This is a genomic window from Kitasatospora sp. NBC_01300, assembly GCF_041435235.1.
Taxonomy (GTDB): domain Bacteria; phylum Actinomycetota; class Actinomycetes; order Streptomycetales; family Streptomycetaceae; genus Kitasatospora.
The window spans coordinates 1,304,863-1,324,355 of sequence record NZ_CP108409.1; the positions used below are offsets into that span (position 1 = coordinate 1,304,863).

A 19,493-nucleotide genomic window follows, 5' to 3' on the forward strand; every position below is an offset into this window, starting at 1 on the left:
CCGAGCCGTTCACCGCACCAGCCCGGTGGCCCGGCGGTCAGCTCCCTGCGTCCGAGTGGCCGGACGGTGACCCGGGGCCGGGCCCGTGGCCGTCGAACTCGCCACGGGCCCGGCCCGGTTCCACTACGTGTGCCGCGCCCCGCGTCGGCGCGCGACCACGACCAGCACGCCGCCCGCACCCAGCAGTGCCGCCGCACCGGTCACGCCGAGCGGCAGCACGCTGCCCGCCCCGGTGGTCGGCAGCGCGCTGCTGGGCCGGGACGGCCCGGCGCTCGGCGACGGCGGCGACAAGGACGTCACCGCCGCCACCGCCGCCACCGAGGACGTCGGGCTCGGCGACGGGGCCGGCGACGGGGTCGAGACCGCATCCGGCGACGACGGGCTCGCGCCCGAACCGAACGACGGGAGCAGCCGGTTGACGACCGTCACCGTGATCCCGTCGTCCAGGGTCTCGCAGGTGAGCACCAGCGGCCCGAAGATCGCGACGGCCGGCGCCGCGTAGCCGTCGGGCGGGCTCACCTCCACCCAGTAGTACGTCCCCGGCCCGACGACGATCCGGCAGATGCCGTCCGCCCCGGTGACGCAGGGATCGCCGACCGGCGAATCCTTGTGCCCGCCGGTGGTCTGCGGCCAGCCGGGCCCGCCGTTCCAGCGCCACAGCTGGAACGTCGCCCCGGCCAGCGGCTTGCCGTCCTGGTCGTGTTTGACCAGGGTCAGCGTGCCCTCCTGCGGCCGGAACCCGAAGTCGAAGGTGTGGTCGTCCTGGCCCGGCCCGCCGGTGGTCAGTTCCCGCTCGGCGAACGTTGCGCCCGGCGGGACGACGCCCTTGGAGTTGATGAACGGGTTGTCGCCGACGTCGTGCCGGGTGGGCACCCACTGGTACAGCGGGCCGCCCTGGGCGAAGTCGGCGGGGTTGTCCAGCCGGATCGTGTACTTGGTGTGCGGCTTGAGCCCGCCGTCCACGTTCGAGTCGTCGAAGTAGTACTCGCCGCGCGCCGTCGTCCGCGCCGTGCCGACGAGCTTCCCCGGCCCGTCGTACAGGTGGACGGTGGCGCCCTCCACCGGGCGCTGGCCCGGCTTCTGGATGCCCTTGTGCTCGGCGTCGTACCAGACCCGGTTGCCGATCTGCAGCGGCGCCTGGTCGCAGAGCACCTCCAGGTCGCCCATCGAGGCGCCCTTGCCGAACGGCGCGGGCACGTTCGCCGGGTTGAGCCGCAGGCCGAACGCCGGGTCCTGCCTGCCGTCGCGCTGGACGAACGACGTGCCGTAGCCGAAGGCCGTGCTGTTGGGGTCGAACCCGGAGGTCCCGATGGTGTTCTCGACCTTGGACAGCGCCATCCCGGCGTAGGCCGCGTTGTGGTGGACGCCCATCCGGCTGGTGTCGAAGAAGCGGGTGCCCCGGGGCGAGAGCCCGCAGCCGGTGTTGGCGTCCAGCACGTAGGTGCCGCCGCTCAGGCAGGCCTTGTTCAGGTCACCGCCCGACAGCACCTCGCCCACCGCCGCGCCCGACCCCGACTGGCCCGTCGCCCGGTCGGCCATGCGGTCGCGGAAGGCCAGCAGCATCGAGCCGTCCGTCTCGAAGCCGACCTCGCCCAGCTCCGGCTCCGGCTGCGCGCGGAAACCGGCGCAGGTCTGGCCGTTCTGCGTGGTCGGGTAGGTGTTCGTCCACGGGAACCAGCCCGCGCCGTCGCACGGGCCCGATCCGACGGTCGACTGGCGCGGGTAGTCCAGCGGCTGGTCCAGCACGGCCGCGCGGAACCGGCCGGTGGCCAGGTCGAAGGGCAGCACGACCGCCCGCAGGTCCGAGGCCTTGCCCGTCGACTCGCCCGAGCAGACCCCGCCGAGGTAGCCGACGTCGTCCTGGAGGCCCAGGCCGAACGGCCGCCAGCCCCCGGCCGAGGCACAGCCCGGGTCCGGGATCGGGTAGACGCCCCTCGGCTGCGCGGCCGTCGGCGCGGTCGCGTCGTAGCGGTACAGCGTGCGGTTGTTGAGGTTGACGACGAACAGGTCCCTGCCGTCGTTCGTCACCTTGAGCCCGCCGAGGCTCTCCTTGCCCGGCGCGACGAGGAACGCGTCGTCCGTGCCCGGCCCGTGCGCCGTGCCGCCGGCGTCCGGGACGGTGGTGAACAGCGTGGTCCGCCCCTGGGCGGGGTCGGTCACGTAGATGCCGCCGGCGCCGCCGGGGCCGTAGTCCGTGGTGCGCTTGGCCGCCGCCGAGGAGAAGATCCGCCGGTCGGCCTTGTTCCACGCGATGCCGTAGAGCGTGCCCGTCTGCGCGTCGGTGGCGAGGTTCGTGACGTTGACGTCCACGCCGTCCTGGCCGCGCGCGCGGTACGGGAACGACACCAGCGTGCGCTGCGCGCCGCCTCCCCAGGTGGTGTTCTGGCAGGTCGTCACCAGCGGCGCGTTCTGCTGGCAGTAGTCCCCCGGGTACCACAGCCCGGTGGTGTACGAGACGTTCCTGCCGCCGGAGAGGTCGACGAACTCCTCGTTGGAGCTCAGCTGGTTCGGCGCGCCGTCCAGCCCCTGCCGCGAGGCGAACGCCGGGAACAGCACGCCCGGCTTCGGATTCACCACCTGCACCCGGTACGCGCCGCCGCCGTGCTCCCGGCTCCGCGGCGGCGTCAGCGTCACCGTCCCGTCGGCCCCGGTGGTGCCCTCGACGTGGGCCCGCTCCTCGCCGGTGAGCGTCACCTTCACGCCCGCCAGCCCCGGTTCCAGCGCGGGCGTCCACACCCCGGAGGAGTCCACGGCCCGGATCACCCGGACCGTCACCGTCCCGTCCTCCGTCTGCGAGAACGCCGCCGGCGCCGTCAGCGCCCCGCCGCCGCACAGCGCGGCGGCGAGCACCGCGGCCCGCGCGACGCCCTTCCTTCTCCTTCTCGTCCCCACCTGATCCCCACTCTCATGGTCGGCGGACATCTGCCCGATCCGGGCAGGACCCCCAGGAGAAGCGACGACCGGTCGTCCACGTCCTGGTTTCGGGGCGCATTCACCGGTGTGTGTGACAGGTGAAGGGCTGGAAATCGCATCAAGTTCGGATACGACCGCACAAGTTCGCGTACCGCAGGAGAAATCCCGGCGCCCGGAGCGCGGTGGCGCCATCCGCCGCCCGAAGGATCTCGGCCTGGGGAGGAAGACGCCGCCCTATCGGACCCGGGGCCTCTCCTCGCCGGTGGCCTTCGGCGCCCGGCCCCACATCCACGCGCCCCCGGCGAGGACGGCCAGCACTCCCAGCACGACCATGCCAGTGGTCCAGCCCACCCGCTCCAGGACCGCGACGATCAGCCCCGCCAGCCCTTCCCCACCGGGGTTCTCCCCTGGTGCCGGTGGCTCACCGTCCGCCAGCAGGACGAATACCGCGCTGTGCGATTCCTGACTACCTGCCATCTCCCTCTCCATCCCCTGGGAGCTCCGCCCGGCAGACCGCCTCACAGCCTGCCGGACGCTCCCCCGTGTGCGGTCACTCCGCGCGGAGCGCCACGTGTGCGTGTGTCGGCCCGTCAACCTACTGAAGAAATCGATCATGCGCTCGATCTCCTGACTCCGACTCGGGCTGTGGCGGGTGCCGCCCAGGACTGGTCCGACTTCCTGCTCCGGAGCGGCTGAAAATAATCGGTGGGCAGCCGGGGGAGAGCCCGGCTACGGTGAACACATCGGCGGCTCCGCGACGCGCTTCCTTCTCCACTCCTCCTCGACACCTGCAGCGCGTCCCCTCTCCGCCCCCTTCTTCTTTCCGCCTCCGTGGGGGGATCTCTCCGCATGCCCCGAGCCATCACGGCTCCCTTCGACGTCGCCATCGATCTCGATCTCGGTTCTTTCCTGCTCCGCCGGCGCGGCGCCGTCTGTGCGGCCCCCGGCGAACTGTTGCCCTCCGCCGACCCGTGGAGCACCCGGGGGCTGGTGGCCCTCGACGCCGACCTGGTCCGGCGCGGCTACGTGCTGACCACCGGACTGCGTACCGCCCTGGCCCGGTTGGCGCCGGTCCGGCTCGCCGAACTGGGCGACGGGCTGCTCGCCAGGATCGACCATCTGCTCGGCGCGGACCGCGAGCACCTCCCTTTGTTCCGCCGGTTCCCGGACGCCGTGCCCGACCACGCGCACGTCCTCTACACCCGGCAGATCAGGGCGTTCCTGCTCAACCAGCCCCGCCAGCCGTGCGCGCACTGCGGTCGGCGCGGTGCCGAGGCCGGCATCGGCGCGCTCGCGCCCTGCGCACACCTGCTCTGCGTGCCCTGCCACGACGGCCTGCTCGCCGAGGGCCGGGGCACCCGGTGCCCGCTCTGCGGCACCCCGCTGGACGCCGGCACCTACCTCGGCGAGGACAATCCGGCCGGGCGCAAGGCGGCCGAAGAGTTCGGCGGGCAGCAGGCCCTGCGCCCGCTGCGGCTGATCACCGCCGACCAGGTCACCGCTGCGATGAGCGAGTTCGATCGGCTGCTGGCCCGTCGCACCCCGCTCTCCCCGCAGGACCGGGACGACCTCGCCGCGCTGCTCGCCCACGCGCCGGCGGACCTGGCGCAGCGCCTGCCCGAGCGGATCCCGCTGCGTGAGACCAAGGCCACCGTGCTCGCCGCCCTGCTGGAGCGCGAAGGCGCGGCCGCCCTGCCCGTCCTGGCCGAGCGGATCGACACCGCCACCGATGTGCTGCGGTTGCTCTGGGCCCGGTCCGGCGCCGTACCCGACCTGCTGCCCGGCACCGCGCGGCGCTTGCGGCTGCGCAATCTCCCACGGCCGCTGCGCAAGGGTCTGCTGGAGATCCTGGAGGGCCTCTCCGCCGTCGCCCTCGCCGAGGACCTGCGCCGGCACCGGTCGGCCTGGCTGCGCGCCGGCGAGTTGCTGCACCCGTACGAGCACCGGCGGCGCTTCCCCGGGGTGACGGCCGCGTTCGTGCTGCTGCGGGAGACGGACCTGCGTTCCCACGAGGTGGGCCGGGAGTTCGCCGAGCCGCCCGCACCGCTGCGAGTGGTCACCGGCGGGGAGCCGGGCCGGGAGCGCGTCAGGCTCGCCTTCACCGGCTTCGCCGGGCGGGTCGAGAGCCTTCTGGCGGCTGGGGATGCCCTCGGCGCGGTGCGGGTTCTGGCCGGACGGCCCGGCGAACTGGTCCGCCGGCTGCACCACGTGCTGCGGGTGCACGCCACCGTCGCGCCCGGTGCCGCGCTGCCGCCGGAGCTGCTGGAGACGGTCGGTGCCGCGCTCGAACGGGTCGCCCCCGGGCCGCTGCTCGGCGCGTACGGGCGGCTGCGTGGGGCCCGCAACGCGGGTGAGCGGCGGCTGTACTTCCCCCGGGGCACGGTTTCGCTCGCGTACTCCCGGGAGGACCACGGCACCGTTGTGCCCGACGAACTCGGCTCCCCGGTCTGCGGGTTGATCGAGGCGGAGCTGCTGCGGCGCAGCGGCGGAGAACGCTATGACCTGGCGCTGCTGGACGAGGGGCTGGTCGACCTGGTCGCGCCGTTCGCCGAGCGGGCCGCCGCCAAGACCCTGGTCTGCGTGCCGCGCGGCAGCAGGCTGCGGCTGCCGCAGGGGGACCGGCTGCGGCTGTTCGTGCACTGGATGCAGCCGGAGCACCTGCGGGTGGACCTCGATCTCTCGGTCGCGCTGTACGACGAGCAGTGGCGGTTCAGCGGGCTGTGCGACTACACCAACCTGGTGCACGGCGACCGGGCCGCCGTGCACTCGGGCGACTACGTGTCCGCGCCGCCGCCGAACGGCGCGACGGAGTTCGTCGACCTGGACTTCGCCCGGCTCGCGGCGGGCGGCTCCCGGTACGCCGTGGTGATCGTGTTCAGTTACAACGACGTCGCCTTCGAGGAGCTGACCGAGGCCTTCGCCGGCTTCATGGACCTCGGCGCGACGCCGTCCGGCGGCACGCACTACCACCCGAGGACGGTCCGCCAGCGGCTGGACCTGGTGGGGGAGGCCAAGGTGTCCGTGCCGATGATCGTCGACCTGGCGGAGCGGCGGTACACCTGGACCGACCTCAACACCGGCGCCGACGGCGGCTACCACAGCGTCTACCGGCACCAGGCCGAGGTCGGCGCGCTCAGCCGGGACGTGCTCGCCCACTTCGGCCCGGAGAACCGGGCCACCCTGTGGGACGTCGCCTGCGCCCGGGCGGCGGCGGGCAGCGACGAGGTGCACGTGCGCGGTCGCGACGGCGGCGCCGTGCGGCGGTGGCAGCGTCGAGGCGGTGAGGGCGTCGGGGCGTTCGCGGCGCGGCTGCGGGCGTTGCGGGACGAGGACGGCGCCGGTTCGGCCGCACTTCCGGACGGGCAGCGGGCGTTCGTCGCGCTGGTGGACGGGGACGTGCCGGCGCCGGAGAAGCTGTCCGGGGCGCTGTACCGGCTCTACCCGGGGCCGGTGGACGCCGCGGCCGAGGAGCTGGAACGGCTGACGGCGGGAGACCTGGTGGCGGGGCTGGCGCCGCGGGCCTGACGAACGTGGGCGCCGGGGTCAGCAGCACGCTCGTCGGCCGGCACACCGCACGGGCACCGTCCTGGGCCGTCCGGACTGGGCCGTCCGGTCCGGTGGCGCTGCACCACGGAGTCGTGGACCCGGCCACCAGCGGGCGTAGCGGCATCCCGGTCACGGGAACACGCCGTTGTCCTCCGTCGGCGTGTTCCCGTGACTGGTCCGGCCGAGCGCGCCGAGCGCGCCGAGCGGCCAGGGCCGGGTACCGGCATCCGGCATCCGGCGCCCGGTGCCCTGGGCGGATCAGCTTTCGGACAGGTGCTCGCGCAGCACCGTGCGCAGGGTGACGGGCTCGCGGCCGAGCAGGTCGGCCAGGGTGGGGTCGGTGGTGGCGAACTCGCCGGCGCGGCTGGCGGCGAAGATGCCGAGCAACTGGCCGGCGGTTTCCGCGGGGACGCCTTGGTCTGTCAGCTGCGTGCGGAACCGGTCGTCGGGGGCGGTGGTCCGTGTGATGGTGCGGCCGGTGAGTTCGGTGGCGATGGCGGCGATGTCGTCGAAGGTGAGCGCCTGTCGGCCCGTGAGCGGCGGCGTGGGGCCGTCGAAGCGGCCTTCGTCGGCCAGGATGGCGGCGGCCGCGTCCGCGAGGTCGGCGTGCGCCGTCCAGGCGACCGGCCCGTCCGCGGGGAGCGCGAGCCGGCCGGACTGCGCCGCGTCGCCGAGGAAGTGCGCCGCGCTGGCGGCGTAGAAGCCGTTGCGCAGCGAGGTGAACGGCACGCCGCAGGTGCGCAGGGCCTCCTCGGTGGCGGCGTGGTCGCGGCAGGCCTGGAAGTGCGACGTCGCGCCGGCCCCCATCTGGCTGGTGTAGAGGATGCGACGGGCGCCCGCCGTGACGGCCGCTTCGATCGCGGTGCGGTGCTGCCTGACGCACTCCTCGCCCATTTTGTCGACGGAGACGACGAGGACCTGCGAGGCGCCCTCGAAGGCGTGCGCGAGGCCGGCGGCGTCGGTGAAGCTGCCCTGGCGTACCCGTACCCCTTGGTCTGCGAGGTTCTGAGCCTTCTGGGGGTCGCGGACGCTGACGCCGATGCGGGCCGCCGGTACGCGCGTCAGCAGCCTCTCGACGATCTGACGCCCCAGCTGTCCGGTGGCTCCGGTCACGATGATCATGGTGTGCTCCCGTGTCGCGACGAGGTGGTTCCAGTGGAAACACATTCAACGTATCACCGATAATATCGGTGGAACCAGTGATGCGGTATCGTTGATTCATGCCATCGCCTTCACGCGACAGGGACGGCGCCACCGCGTCCACCGCGTCCACTGCTGAGTCCGCCACCGCGTCCCCGGGCCGGGAGCAGACCAGGCAGCGGGTCATCGAGGCCGCCATCGGCCTGCTGACCCGCGGGGGCCGCGACGCGGTCACCACCCGCGCGGTCGCCGACGCGGCGGGCCTGCAGCCGCCGGCCATCTACCGGCTGTTCGGCGACAAGGACGGGCTGCTCGACGCGGTGGCCGCGCACGGCTTCGCCGCGTTCCTCGCCACCAAACACGTCGACCCCGACCCTCGGGATCCGATCGAGGACCTGAGAGCGGGCTGGGACGTCGCGATCGAGTTCGGTCTGGCCAACCCCGCGCTGTACACGCTGATGTACACCGAACCCGCCGGGACCACCTCGGCCGCCTTCAAGGCCGGCATGGAGATCCTGATGGGCCGCATCCGGCGCCTCGCCGCCGGCGGCTGGCTCCGCGTCGACGAGGAACTCGCGGCCCAGATCATCCACGCCACGGCGCGCGGCGCCGTGCTCACCTGGCTGTCCCTGCCCCAGGAGCGGCGCGACCCGGCCCTGTTGACCACCCTCCGGGAGTGCATGGTCGCCGCCGTCACCAACCGGCAGCCGGCCGTGCACGAACCGGGCCCGGCCGGAGCCGCCCGCGCCCTGCGCGCCGCACTGCCCGAACAGACGACGCTCAGCGGCGCCGAGCAGCAGCTGCTCGGGGAGTGGCTGAACCGCCTCGCCGCCGACGGCTGATCACCGACGGCTCGTACGTTCCTGACGGGGTGGGGCGGCCGCCGGAGACCCCGTGGTCCCGTGCGCTCGGGGCCAGCTCAGCCGCGCAGGTGGTTCAGCAGTTCGTCGCCCGCCGGATAGGGGCGCTCGGCGGGAAGGAGCTGCCGGGCGGCCTCCAACGCACCCTCCCTGACCTGGGCCTGGACCGCGTGCGCGAGTGCGGTGACGTCGTCGCGCATCGCGCCATCGAATTGCCGGGCCGGGGGGGACTGGTGCGGCGCCCGGCGGTTGCTACGGCAGCTGCGGTGAGCACGTGGTGGAGGTGTTCCCGGGTTCCTCCGCCTCCCGGCGGTGCCGGCCGGCGGGTGCCGAACGGCCCGGGCCGTTCGGCACCCAGTGGTGGGGCACCGTCTTTTCATGCTTTGCATGCTTTTCACACGGCGGCGTGCGACGAGCGGTGCGGCGGTACAGGCGCCGGATCACCCGACACAGGCGCCGGGGGGCGGGGGCCGGACAGATCCTGGACTATCTGGCGGCACTTGCCCGCCCCTGGCGGTGCCCGACGGCCGGGATCAGTTCTTCCACACGCCCCAGTAGACGTCGGCGTTGTCGCCGGAGCCGCTCTCACGGGTGGTGCGGAAGACGCTGCTGGTGCCGTTCTCGTCGTAGCTGTTGGAACCGGTGTAGGGGTTGGCCCAGTGCAGCGCGACGGTGTTGTTGTTGCGCCAGCCTTCCTCGCAGCCGTACGTGGTGAACGTCGCCCAGCCCTCCGTGCCGGTCAGGAAGCCGTTGCTCTCCGACTGGAAGGTGGTGTCGCCGGTGTTCCCCAGGGTCTGCGGCGGCTCCTGGCCCTGCGTCCAGATGCCGTGGGACAGACCATAGTTGGTCCGGGAGAGCGCGCAGCCGGTCCCGTTGTGCAGGTGGACGGTGGTGCTCCGGGCCGCCTGGACGGTGGCCTGGGAGGTGACCGGGGCGGCCTGGGCGGTGCCGGTGGCGATGGTGCCGAGCCCGATGGCGCTGACCGCGGCCAGCGCGGCGAAGCGTGCGGAGGTACGCATGGTTCCCTCGATTCGGTGTGCCTTCGGTGGGTGGCGCGGGCGGTGTCCCGCGCCGTGGTGAACGATGCGCCGCACCGACAGACAAACGATGGACGAGGCTGCCCGCGCCGTTCACCGCACCGTTCGCAACGCCTGTCCATCGTTTGTCAGTTGGCGCGGTGTAGGAGCACCTGGGCGGCCGCCCGTCCCGACGAAGGCCCCGGAGACGTCCCCCCTCACAGCGGAGTGAGGATGCCTTGGTCCGCCCCGTCGAGGACGAAGCCGTTGTCCAGCCGGACCCGGACCGTCACCCGGTTCCCCCGTTCCCGGTGCGCGGTCCACTGCGGCTCCAGCGCGGCGATCTCCGCCTCCAGGCGCTCGCGGCTCGCCACCGGCATGGTGTGCCCGTAGTCCTCGAACAGCGCTTTGAGCCGCTGGTACTCGCGAACCTCATGGCTCTCCGGGAGTTCCCCGTCCACCCGCTCGACGGTGCCCTCCAGCCCGGATCCCAGCGAGAGGAACCCGACGACGGCCCCGGGCTCCCCGGCGACCGCCTCACCGATCCCGAGATCCTCGGCCAACCTGACGCGCCGGCCTTCCTTCAGGGTCATCCGTCCTCCGCCTCTCCATCGATCGAGGCCGCCGGCGCCGCCGGCCTGCGGCCACGGCCATTATCCGGGGTCGCCGCACGGTGTACGGCCGCCGGTACCAGGGCCTCCGCTTCCTCCCGTCCGGCTGCCACCTGCGCCGTAAGGGATATTCGGTGTTCTGACTGCCCGGGAGGACACAAGATGGTGCGCATGACCTTGACCACCCCCGTCCTGCACACCGCTCGCCTGCGACTGCGCCCCTTCACCGAGGCCGACGCGGACTCCCTCTTCGCGCTGCACAGCAGCACCCATGTGATGCGCTACTGGGACTCCCCGCCGTGGACCGAACAGGCCCGCGCCGAGCGCTTCCTCGCGATGTGCCGGAGGATGGCGGACGAAGGCACCGGGGCACGGGTGGCCGTCGAGCGTGCTTCCGACGGGGCCTTCGTCGGCTGGTGCGGTCTGACCGGATGGAACCCGGACTACCGCAGCGCGTCGTTGGGCTACTGCCTCGGCGAGGAGATGTGGGGCCACGGCTTCGCGACGGAGACCGCAACCGCCGTGCTGCAGTGGGCATTCGACGCACTGGACCTGAACCGCGTTCAGGCCGAGACCGATACGCGCAACGTGGCATCCGCCCGGGTCCTGGAGAAGCTCGGGTTCGTGCGTGAAGGGACGTTGCGGGAGGACTGCGTCGTGAACGGCGAGGTGTCCGACTCGTGGGTGTTCGGGTTGCTCAGGAGGGAGTGGCGGCCGGCGGTTGTGCCGATTCCGATCCACGAAGTGCGACGCTAGTCCGTTTCCGGTGGCGGCTGCGTCCGGATCGGTCGAGGAGTCCCTGACGAACGAGTCGTCCCAGGCGGGAGCGGGTGACGTTGACGGAGGGCTCGTCGGTCGTGCCAGGGAACTCGGCGCCCGGCCGGCGACAGTTCCAGCCGGGTCCACCGCGCGTCAGCCAGGTCTCCACCTGCCACTCGGCGATCATCACAGGTCGTGATCTACTGCTGCTCCTGGTACCGATCGACGAGAAGCCGAGGCCATGGCCAACCACTGCTGCGAGGCGATGAACAGCCGCGTGAACGCGCCCTGCGGGCAGCACGATGACCCCTCTGCCTGCCCGGACGCGTTGGTCGGCTTCAGCGCCAGGTTCCAGGAGTACGGGCTGATCATCCATGACGGCGGCACCTCGCGCGTCAGGATCGACTTCTGCCCCTGGTGCGGCCGGCGTCTGCCGGAGTCGCAGCGGGACCGGTGGTTCGACGAGTTGGAACGCCGGGGGATCGATCCGTGGGAGGACGAGGTCCCTGCCGAGTTTCTGGACGGCAGCTGGATCGCCGCACTGTCTCAGGCGGGATGAACCGACCCTCTCCTACCCCGCTCGGATCCTGGCCGGGCCACGTCCGGCCGGTCAACAAGGCATCGGCCGCTCGCCGTTCGCGCCGTCGGCATCCGCGGCGCCGTCCGGCGCCAGGGAGCGGATGCGGGGTATCGGTGAGGGCAGGAGCCAGAGCAGTGACAGGGCTCCGCCGACGGCGGCGACGAGGAGCGTCGCCCTCAGGCCGACGGAGGACGCGAGCAGCCCTCCGACGATGGCACCGACGGGGCGCGTGCCGTAGTTGATCGTGCTGTACGCGCCGGCCACGCGGCTGCGCATGCCGTCGGGGATCACCGTGGCCTGGAGGGAGTTGAGGTTGATGTCGAACAGCATGACGCCGAAGCCGGACAGGAATTCGACTGCGGCCAAGGCGCCGGCACGGAGCCAGAGCGGGCCGCCTGCGGCGGCGGCAATGGCGATCGGCGCCGGGAACAGCACCGCGCCGACGACGATGCTGCGCCCCACACCGAACCGTCGCGAGACCTTCGGGGCGGACACCGCGCCGAGGAGGGAACCGGTCGCGCCGATCCCGAATGCGATGCCGATCGCTCCCGCCGACAGCCCGAGGCTCCGGTTGGCGAACAGGACGATCAGCCCACTGCCCGCGACGAAGGTGAAGAAGTTGACGGTCGCCGCGCAGCCGAGAGCCGCCCGCAGTACCGGGTGGCGGACCACGAACGACAGCCCCTCTCGGGCGCGCAGCAACAGCGGGGGTGCCGCCGCAGCGCCGGAGACGGCAGGCGGTTCGTCCACCGAGGCGCGACCGACCAGGAGCGCCGACACCAGGAAGGTCAGGGCATCCACGACGACGGCGACGGGTGCGGTCAGCGCCTGGACCAGAACGCCGCCGATGGCCGGGCCGGCGATGTACGACGCCGACCGGCTGGCGCTGAGCTTGCTGTTCGCGTCGACGTAGGACGCTCGCGGCACGAGGCGCACGAAGAACGGCGGATAGGCGGTGTTGAACAGCACCCCGGCCGCGCCCGTCAGCAGTGCCACCGCATACAACTGCCCCAGCGTCACCGACCCTGACAGGCAGGCCGCCGGGACACTGAGCAGTACTGTGGCGCGCGCCAGGTCGGCGAAGATCATCAGACGGCGCTTGTGGGCTCGGTGGTCGACCCACGCCCCCAGGAAGATCGCGAGCAGGTTCGGCGTCCAGACCAGCGCGGTCAGCCACGCCACCTGGTCGGCCGAGGCGTCCAGGGTGCCGACGGCGATCAGGGGCAGGGCCAGTTCGGTGATCCTGTCGCCGAACTGTGAGGCCGACTGACCGGCCCAGAAGCGGCGGAACCGCCGATCCCGCCACAGCGATATCGCGGCACTCTGGTCAGGGTCGCTCACGACGTCTGCCCGGCCTGCTCCGCGGCGCCTTCCGGCAGGACGTAGCGCATCAGCCGGACGCCGCGGGCCTGCGTGGGCCGCTCGTCCGGGTCGCGAGTCACGTACGGCGCGAGAAGGCGCTCGATCCCGTCCTCGATGGCGGCGAGTTCCTCAGCCGAGACGACGACGCGGGTGCTGGCCAGCCCGGCCGACCTGCGCCATTCCGGGTCGAGTTCGGGTTCGACCTCGGCGGCCCACTGGCTCGGGAGGTCTGCGTGGCGCAGGAACATCTGCTGCGACAGCACCCGCGCGGCTGACCGGCCTTCTTCATCGGCCGGGTCCTGCGGCGCCTCGAATCGGAAGCCGCGTGCCACGGCTTCCCACCGCCGCTGGCGTCGGTCCGGGCCGGGCTCACTGTCGCGGACCAGCCCGAAGCTCGCCAGGTGGCGCAGGTGCCAACTGGTCACCGACGGCGTCGCTCCCACGTCGGGCGCGAGTTGTGTCGCGGTCGAGGGCCCGTGTCGGTGGAGGTGGTCGAGGATCGCCAGCCGCACCGGATGCGCCAAGGCCCGCATGGCTTGGGGGTCGGTGATCTCGATATCGCCCAGGCGATTATTGGGGGCCATGACGTGAGAGTTTCCTCTCATAATTCGTGAGAGTCAACTCTCACGTCGACGGCTTTGTTCGTGGTCCTGTCGTCAGCGCCATCTCCGGTGCCGGCAACGAGGGGGTTCCGTGTCCGCGTCCAACTCCTCTGCCCCCGGCGGCGTCGGGGCGGTGACATGCGGGGGCATTGCTGACACCCTGGGCGTATGAGTACGGGCCAGGCCCAGTTGCTGTGCACGGACGTTGCTCCACGGCCCCGGGAGGGCGACGCCGCCTCCCTGGCCCAACTGCCCACGCCCGTAACCCCCGTGGTCCGGTCCCGCCGATCGTTGTTTCTCAAGGAGGTACGGTGACCGGCAGGGTGATCTACGCGTCGTTCGAGTTCCAGTTCCCGCTGGGCGGCATCCGGGTGCTGAACCAGCAGGTCTCGCTGCTGCGGGCCGTCGGCGTCGAGGCGTTCCGCTGGACGCCCACGCCGGGATTCCGTTACACGTGGTTCGACGACGACGTGCCGACGCTGTCCGGCATGACCCTGGACCTCGGGCCCGAGGACGTGCTCGTGCTGCACGAGGTCAGCGTCGTCCCGGGGCACGACCCGGCGCCCGGCGGCCACAAGGTGATCTACTCGCAGGGGCACTACGTCAACTTCCTGACCTGCCCCGACCCCGGCCCGTATCCGGGCTGGTCGGACCGGCCGGCTCTGTGGACGATCTCGAAGGCGGGCGTCGACATGTTCCGCCGCGCCCTGCCCGAGTTCGAACCGCACCTGGTGCCGAACGTCATCGACACCGAGTTGTTCCGACCGGCGTCGACCGAGCGGGTTCGGCGCATCGCGTGGATGTCCCGCAAGCGCCCGATCGAGACCACGCTGCTCCGCCGTCTGCTGCACGCCGACCCGCGGTCCGAGGGCGTGGACCTGTACGACATCCACGCGGTCCCCCACGAGGAGGTCGCTCGCGTCCTGTCCGACACGTCGGTGTTCATCGCGTTGGGAGCGCCCGAGGGCGAGGGCTTCGGACTGCCGCCGGCCGAGGCGATGGCCAGCGGCTGCCTGGTGACGGGTTACGCCGCCGGCGGCGGAGCGGAGCTGTTCGACTCGCCGTCCGCGTGGCGGATCCCGGAGCTCGAAACGGACCGGTTGGCGGACAAGGCCCTTGAGCTGCTCGACCTGCCCGGCCAGGACGAGGTGCGGCGGGCGGGCCGTCAGTGGGTCGCCGACCGGTACACCACCCGGGCCGCCGTCGAGGCACTGATCGAGGGCATCCGCAGAGCGCGTGCCCTCCCCGGTGGCGCGGCGACCGCGACCCATCCGGCCGCCTGGATGGAGGAGTTGTTGAGGCGCTTCCCGGTGCCGCCGGAGACGCACGCCAGGGTGGAACCGCCGGCCGCTTCGTAGCGCTCCAGCCGGACTGCTCCGTTCCCGCCGGCCACCGGCCCGAAAGGCCCGAAAGCGGGGGCGACGGCCTGCACCGGCGTGGTGCAGGCCGTCGCCACCTCGCACGACCCCGTCCCCGGCGGGTGAAGCAGCAGGTCAGGCCGGACGTCGGCTTGCCCACCCACGGCCCTGTGCGACAGGCTTCAGCGGGAGTGTTGCGGCACGGGCGAGAGGCGCAGTTGCTGCGGGGCGGAGTGCAGGTGTGCCGAGAGGTCCGGCAGGGGGGCGGTGTCGCCCGTGGTGAACCAGACCAGGACGTCCTCGCCGGCCCGTACGGGCAGGGCGGGGAAGTCGTTCTCCGCGTGTTCGGTGCGGTGAACCGCCAACGGCGGGGTCCGGGCGGCCAGTTCCGGGCGCAGGTGCCGCTCGAAGTGGTCGGCGAAGGCGGCGGGGTCCAGGGGGTGGCAGATGGTCGCGACGACCGGCCCGGCGTCGGCCGGGGCGGTGAAGCCCGGGCCGCGCAGCAGCAGGACGTCGTCCGAGTCCACCATCGTCGCGTTGGCGGCGTTTCGGTGCTCCCGCCAGACCGGCCCGTAGTAGAAGGCGTGCAGTGCTCGGGCCCGCGACGCCATGTCCGGGAAGCTGCGCAGCCAGACGAAGCGGTCCGGGTCGTCCAGGTCCCGGAACCGGCCGCCGACGGTGATGCCCACCGCCTGCTGTCCGGTCACGAACTCCCGCTCGAAGAGGGCGACCAGGGTGTCGCGGGTGCCTGGGTGCAGGGTGTACTGGCGCAGTTCGACGATGCTCACGAGGCGGCCTGCGACTGGAAGTCGGAATCGATCATGGCCGCAGGCTAGGACCGGTCCACTGACACCTCCTGTCAGTGGATACTGGCAGTCGTGCGCGCCAGCCGACTGATCTCACTGCTCCTGCTCCTCCAGAACCGGGGAAGGACGACGGCCCAGCAGCTCGCCGACGAGCTGGAGGTGTCGGTCCGCACGGTCTACCGGGACCTCGAAGCGCTCGGCGCGGCCGGGGTCCCGCTGTTCGGCGAGGCCGGCCACGGCGGCGGCTACCAGCTGCTCGACGGGTACCGCACCCGGCTGACGGGCCTGACCGCCGACGAGTCGCAGGCCCTGTTCCTGGCCGGACTGCCCGGCCCGGCGGCCGAGTTGGGCCTGGGCGAGGTACTGGCGGCCGCCCAGCTCAAGCTGCGGGCCGCCCTACCGGCGGAGCTCCGCGAGCGGGCCGGGCTGATCCAGGAGCGCTTCCACCTCGATGCGCCCGGCTGGTACGGGGACGTGGACGAGACGCCGCACCTGGCGGCCGTCGCGGCCGCGCTCTGGGACCGGCGCAGGGTGTGGGTCCGCTACCGGCGGTGGAAGGCGCCCACCGAGGTGGAACGGCGGCTGGAGCCGTACGGACTGGTCCTCAAGGCCGGCCGCTGGTATCTGGTCGCTGCCGCGGACGGTGCCACCCCGCGTACGTACCGGGTCGACCAGATCCTCGAACTGCGGGAACTGGAGGAGGAGTTCGAGATTCCGGCGAGCTTCGACCTGGCCGCACACTGGCGGGACCGGCTCGCCGACTTCCATGCCGGGCTGCACACCGCGGAGGCGACGGTGCGACTGTCGCCGCGCGGTGTCACCCGGGGCCGCGAGCAGCTCGGCCGCACGTTCGACCGGGCGGTCGCGGATTCGGGGGTGGTCGAGGCGGACGGCTGGACCAGGGCGTCCGTGCCCATCGAGTCCCTCGGCCACGCCCACAACGAGTTCCTGGGACTGGGCACCGACGTGGAGGTCCTCGAACCACCGGAGCTGCGTGCCCGGCTGGCCGCGACCGCCCGCGCACTCGCCGACCGGTACGGGGCCTGACGCGGGTGAATTCCCCTCCCTGCCCTGCGTCTTGGAAGACAGGCGATGCGGTGCATCGAGAAAATCCGCTTGACCGTTCCGGCGGGGCCATTTGATAGTGGCCCAAACACTCTGCGCACAGGACACTCTGCGCACAGGCTCGGATTCCACACGAGGCCTTGGTGTCGTGGATATCGTCATCGACAGGGAAGCGGTGATGCAGTCGCCGGAACCGTCCGCTCGTCCGAGTCGCCTGCCGTCGCTGACCGGTATGAGGTTCATCGCGGCGTTCGCCGTGCTGGTATCCCACCTGGCCGGTCAGATCGTCGGATCGATACACCCCGGTCTTCCGTACCTGATCACGACCCTCGGACCGGTCGGGGTGGCGTTCTTCTTCGTGCTCAGCGGCTTCATCCTCACCTGGGTCGCCGACCCGAACGACACCGCCCCACTGTTCTGGCGCCGACGCCTGGTGAAGATCCTTCCGAACCACCTGACGACCTTCACGGCCACCGTGGCGTTGATGGCCGCCGCGGGCGTTCCGATCATGGCGATCAACACGATTCCGCCGCTGCTGCTGATCGAGCCCTGGATTCCCGATTTCGACGCCCTCGGCGGGCTGACCGGAATCAACGTGCCGAGTTGGACCCTCGGCTGCGAGTTGGTCTTCTATTTCGCCTTCCCCTGGCTCATCCGCTTCATCGGGCGCATCCGGCCGGAGCGGCTGTGGTCGTGGGCGGCGGGCGTCGCCATCGCGATCATCGCCGTCCCCTTCGCCGCCCAGCTGCTGCCGACCCGGCCGGCCACCTCATGGGACCCGGCGATCGCCGAGCTGCAGTCCTGGTTCGCCTACAGCCTGCCCTTCACCCGGATGCTCGAATTCGTCCTCGGCATCCTGATGGCGCGCATCGTGATCTCGGGGAAGTGGATCCGCCTGGGCATGACGCCGGCGTTCCTGCTGACCCTCGCCTGTGTGGTGGTCCAGTCCCAGCTGCCCGGCGTGTTCCGCCTCTGCGCCGGACCGACCGCGGCCGCACTCGCCCTGCTGATCGCGGCCGGCGCCGCGGCCGACGTACGCACCGCACGCACCCCGTTCAGCGGCCGGACCATGGTGTGGCTCGGCGAGATCTCGTTCGCCCTCTACCTCGTGCACTACCTCGTCATCCAGTACGGCCCGATCGACGGCGTGCACGCCACGGGCGGGGCGGCGGGCGGCGCCGCGTCGACGCGGCTGGTGCACATCCTGCTCACCGTCGCGATCAGCCTCGTCCTCGCGGCGGCCCTCTACACACTGGTCGAACGCCCGGCGGTCCGACGCTTCAGCCGGCCACGCGGCCGCCGCGCCGGACCCGCCCCGGTCCGCGAGGACGGCCGGCCCCCTGCGCGTGGGCCCCGTACGCGTCGGTCCCGTACGCGTCGGCGCGATGAGCTCTCCCTCCGTCATCCTGGAGCCGCCTCCCATGACGAAACCCAGTCCTGACCAGGCATCAGAAGCCTCCGGACTCCCCGAATTCCCGGTCACCCGGCCGGACTCCCGCCCCTTCGACCCCGACGAGACCTACGCCCGGCTGCGCGCCCACGCGCCGGTGTCACCGGTGCGCTGCCCGGCCGGGATGGACGCATGGCTGGTCAGCCGCCACGAGGACATCCGGAGCGTGCTCACGGATCCCCGGCTGAGCTCCCGCGGCGCCGGATCGATGCACATGCTGCCCTCCTACGACCGGTGCGACCCGGCCCCCGGCTCGATGATCCAGCTGGACGGCGAAGAGCACGCACGGCTGCGACGGCTGCTGATCGGCGAGTTCACCATGCGGCGGATGGAGGCGCTGAGACCGTCCGTCCAGCGGATCACCGACCGGCACGTCGACGCGATGCTCACCGGGTCGAGCGCCGACCTGGTCCGGGACTTCGCGCTGCCGATCCCGTCGCTGGTGATCTGCGAGCTGCTCGGCGTGCCCTACGACGGCCACGAGTCCTTCCAGCGCGACAGCGAGGTGCTGATCGGCTTCGAGGCCGACGCGGCGACCCGCGACGCGGCCACCCGACGGCTGGAGGGCTACCTCGGCGAGCTGGTCGTCCGGCGCCGGGCCGAGCCGCAGGACGACCTGCTGAGCCGGTTGATCGTCCGCGGCGAGGCGACCGAAAACCCCCCGACCGTAGCGGAGTTGGCCACGCTCGGCGTACTGCTGCTGGTCGCCGGGCACGAGTCGACGGCCAACATGATCGCGCTCAGCGCCCTGGTGCTGATGGCGGACCAGGAGCGGACGGCCGCGCTGCGGGCCGCCCCGGACACCATCGGCACGGCCGTGGAGGAACTGCTGCGCTACCTGTCCGTGATCCAGTTCGGGCTGCTGCGGTACGCCACCGAGGACGTCACCGTCGGCGGCACCGAGGTGGCGGCGGGGAGCTGGCTGGTCGCCGCGATCCCGTCCGGCAACCGGGGCGAGGAGGTGTTCCCGGCCCCGGACACCGTCGACCTGCGCCGACCGCCCCGCGCACACCTGGCGTTCGGGTTCGGTCCGCACCAGTGCATCGGCCAGCAGCTGGCCCGGATCGAGCTGCAGGTCGCGCTGGCCACCCTGCTGCGCCGCATGCCGGGGCTACGGCTGGCCGGGCCGTTGGCGCCGTCCGCGTTCAAGCACAACGACATCGTCTTCGGCCTGCGGAGCATGCCGGTCCTCTGGTGACGCCCGGGGCTTCAAGAGCTCGCGGCGGCCACGCCAGCGGCGGGCCCGCCTTCTCCCGCCTTCCCCACTGGCCGGATCCAGCCCCTCCGCCCTCCGTGCGCGCGGACCGGCACTCACGTGCCCGGCAGCCCCGGCAGCGGCCCCGGCCCCCCAGGTGGGAGACCGTCAGGTTCCGGCCGAAGCCTCCGGCACCGCTTGTCCATCGGGGAGTCGGCAGAGAAGAGTTG

General features: G+C 72.3%; 17 protein-coding genes. 8 read left to right on the forward strand and 9 right to left on the reverse strand.

Going from position 1 to position 19,493, the window contains the following annotated elements:
* Positions 1-123: 123 nt before the first annotated feature.
* Entirely contained in the window at positions 124-2,922 is a 2,799-nt protein-coding gene (locus OG556_RS39130) for an SdrD B-like domain-containing protein (protein ID WP_331745156.1), read from the reverse strand.
* A 225-nt stretch (positions 2,923-3,147) separates the two neighbouring features.
* A complete protein-coding gene (locus OG556_RS39135; RefSeq protein WP_331745158.1) occupies positions 3,148-3,390 on the reverse strand; it encodes a hypothetical protein in 243 nt (80 codons plus the stop codon).
* A gap of 372 nt (positions 3,391-3,762) precedes the next feature.
* Here OG556_RS39135 and OG556_RS39140 point away from each other — a divergent pair, with 372 nt between their 5' ends.
* Positions 3,763-6,438, forward strand: coding sequence for an MXAN_6230/SCO0854 family RING domain-containing protein (locus tag OG556_RS39140; RefSeq protein WP_331745160.1), 2,676 nt, complete (start codon positions 3,763-3,765; stop codon positions 6,436-6,438).
* Between the two features lie 279 nt (positions 6,439-6,717).
* On the opposite strand, the gene OG556_RS39145 is transcribed toward OG556_RS39140, so the two are convergent.
* The gene (locus tag OG556_RS39145; protein ID WP_331745161.1) at positions 6,718-7,581 is read right to left on the reverse strand and encodes an NAD(P)H-binding protein; all 864 of its coding nucleotides are present in this window, start codon (positions 7,579-7,581) and stop codon (positions 6,718-6,720) included.
* Positions 7,582-7,679: 98 nt separating this feature from the next.
* Here OG556_RS39145 and OG556_RS39150 point away from each other — a divergent pair, with 98 nt between their 5' ends.
* Complete coding sequence (locus tag OG556_RS39150; RefSeq protein ID WP_331745162.1) at positions 7,680-8,441, forward strand: TetR/AcrR family transcriptional regulator; 762 nt, start codon at positions 7,680-7,682, stop codon at positions 8,439-8,441.
* A gap of 77 nt (positions 8,442-8,518) precedes the next feature.
* Here OG556_RS39150 and OG556_RS39155 read toward each other — a convergent pair whose 3' ends face one another.
* The 3 genes from OG556_RS39155 to OG556_RS39165 all read right to left on the reverse strand — a co-directional run bounded on the left by OG556_RS39155 (position 8,519) and on the right by OG556_RS39165 (position 10,068).
* Positions 8,519-8,659 (reverse strand): hypothetical protein, encoded by a 141-nt coding sequence (locus OG556_RS39155; RefSeq protein WP_331745163.1) that lies wholly within the window; start codon positions 8,657-8,659, stop codon positions 8,519-8,521.
* Between the two features lie 333 nt (positions 8,660-8,992).
* Complete coding sequence (locus OG556_RS39160) at positions 8,993-9,478, reverse strand: hypothetical protein (RefSeq protein ID WP_331745164.1); 486 nt, start codon at positions 9,476-9,478, stop codon at positions 8,993-8,995.
* A 215-nt stretch (positions 9,479-9,693) separates the two neighbouring features.
* Positions 9,694-10,068 (reverse strand): hypothetical protein, encoded by a 375-nt coding sequence (locus OG556_RS39165; protein WP_331745166.1) that lies wholly within the window; start codon positions 10,066-10,068, stop codon positions 9,694-9,696.
* A 189-nt stretch (positions 10,069-10,257) separates the two neighbouring features.
* Here OG556_RS39165 and OG556_RS39170 point away from each other — a divergent pair, with 189 nt between their 5' ends.
* The gene (locus tag OG556_RS39170; protein WP_331745168.1) at positions 10,258-10,842 is read left to right on the forward strand and encodes a GNAT family protein; all 585 of its coding nucleotides are present in this window, start codon (positions 10,258-10,260) and stop codon (positions 10,840-10,842) included.
* A 244-nt stretch (positions 10,843-11,086) separates the two neighbouring features.
* A complete protein-coding gene (locus tag OG556_RS39175; protein ID WP_331745170.1) occupies positions 11,087-11,404 on the forward strand; it encodes a hypothetical protein in 318 nt (105 codons plus the stop codon).
* 51 nt (positions 11,405-11,455) lie between these two features.
* Here OG556_RS39175 and OG556_RS39180 read toward each other — a convergent pair whose 3' ends face one another.
* Together OG556_RS39180 and OG556_RS39185 are read right to left on the reverse strand one after the other, a co-directional pair.
* On the reverse strand, positions 11,456-12,766 hold the full coding sequence (locus OG556_RS39180) for an MFS transporter (protein ID WP_331745171.1): 1,311 nt from the start codon (positions 12,764-12,766) through the stop codon (positions 11,456-11,458).
* Entirely contained in the window at positions 12,763-13,371 is a 609-nt protein-coding gene (locus OG556_RS39185) for a helix-turn-helix domain-containing protein (protein ID WP_331745173.1), read from the reverse strand. Before OG556_RS39185 ends, OG556_RS39180 begins: the two co-directional genes overlap by 4 nt.
* A gap of 329 nt (positions 13,372-13,700) precedes the next feature.
* On the opposite strand from OG556_RS39185, the gene OG556_RS39190 reads away from it, so the two are divergent.
* Positions 13,701-14,747: a glycosyltransferase gene (locus OG556_RS39190; protein WP_331745174.1), complete on the forward strand. Its 1,047-nt coding sequence runs from the start codon at positions 13,701-13,703 to the stop codon at positions 14,745-14,747.
* Positions 14,748-14,929: 182 nt separating this feature from the next.
* On the opposite strand, the gene OG556_RS39195 is transcribed toward OG556_RS39190, so the two are convergent.
* A complete protein-coding gene (locus tag OG556_RS39195; RefSeq protein WP_331745175.1) occupies positions 14,930-15,535 on the reverse strand; it encodes an NIPSNAP family protein in 606 nt (201 codons plus the stop codon).
* A 90-nt stretch (positions 15,536-15,625) separates the two neighbouring features.
* Here OG556_RS39195 and OG556_RS39200 point away from each other — a divergent pair, with 90 nt between their 5' ends.
* The 3 genes from OG556_RS39200 to OG556_RS39210 all read left to right on the forward strand — a co-directional run bounded on the left by OG556_RS39200 (position 15,626) and on the right by OG556_RS39210 (position 19,266).
* On the forward strand, positions 15,626-16,600 hold the full coding sequence (locus OG556_RS39200) for a WYL domain-containing protein (protein WP_331745176.1): 975 nt from the start codon (positions 15,626-15,628) through the stop codon (positions 16,598-16,600).
* Positions 16,601-16,850: 250 nt separating this feature from the next.
* Positions 16,851-18,059, forward strand: coding sequence for an acyltransferase family protein (locus OG556_RS39205; protein ID WP_371523143.1), 1,209 nt, complete (start codon positions 16,851-16,853; stop codon positions 18,057-18,059).
* A complete protein-coding gene (locus OG556_RS39210) occupies positions 18,040-19,266 on the forward strand; it encodes a cytochrome P450 (protein ID WP_331745179.1) in 1,227 nt (408 codons plus the stop codon). The genes OG556_RS39205 and OG556_RS39210 overlap by 20 nt, the downstream gene beginning before the upstream one ends.
* Positions 19,267-19,493: the final 227 nt, after the last annotated feature.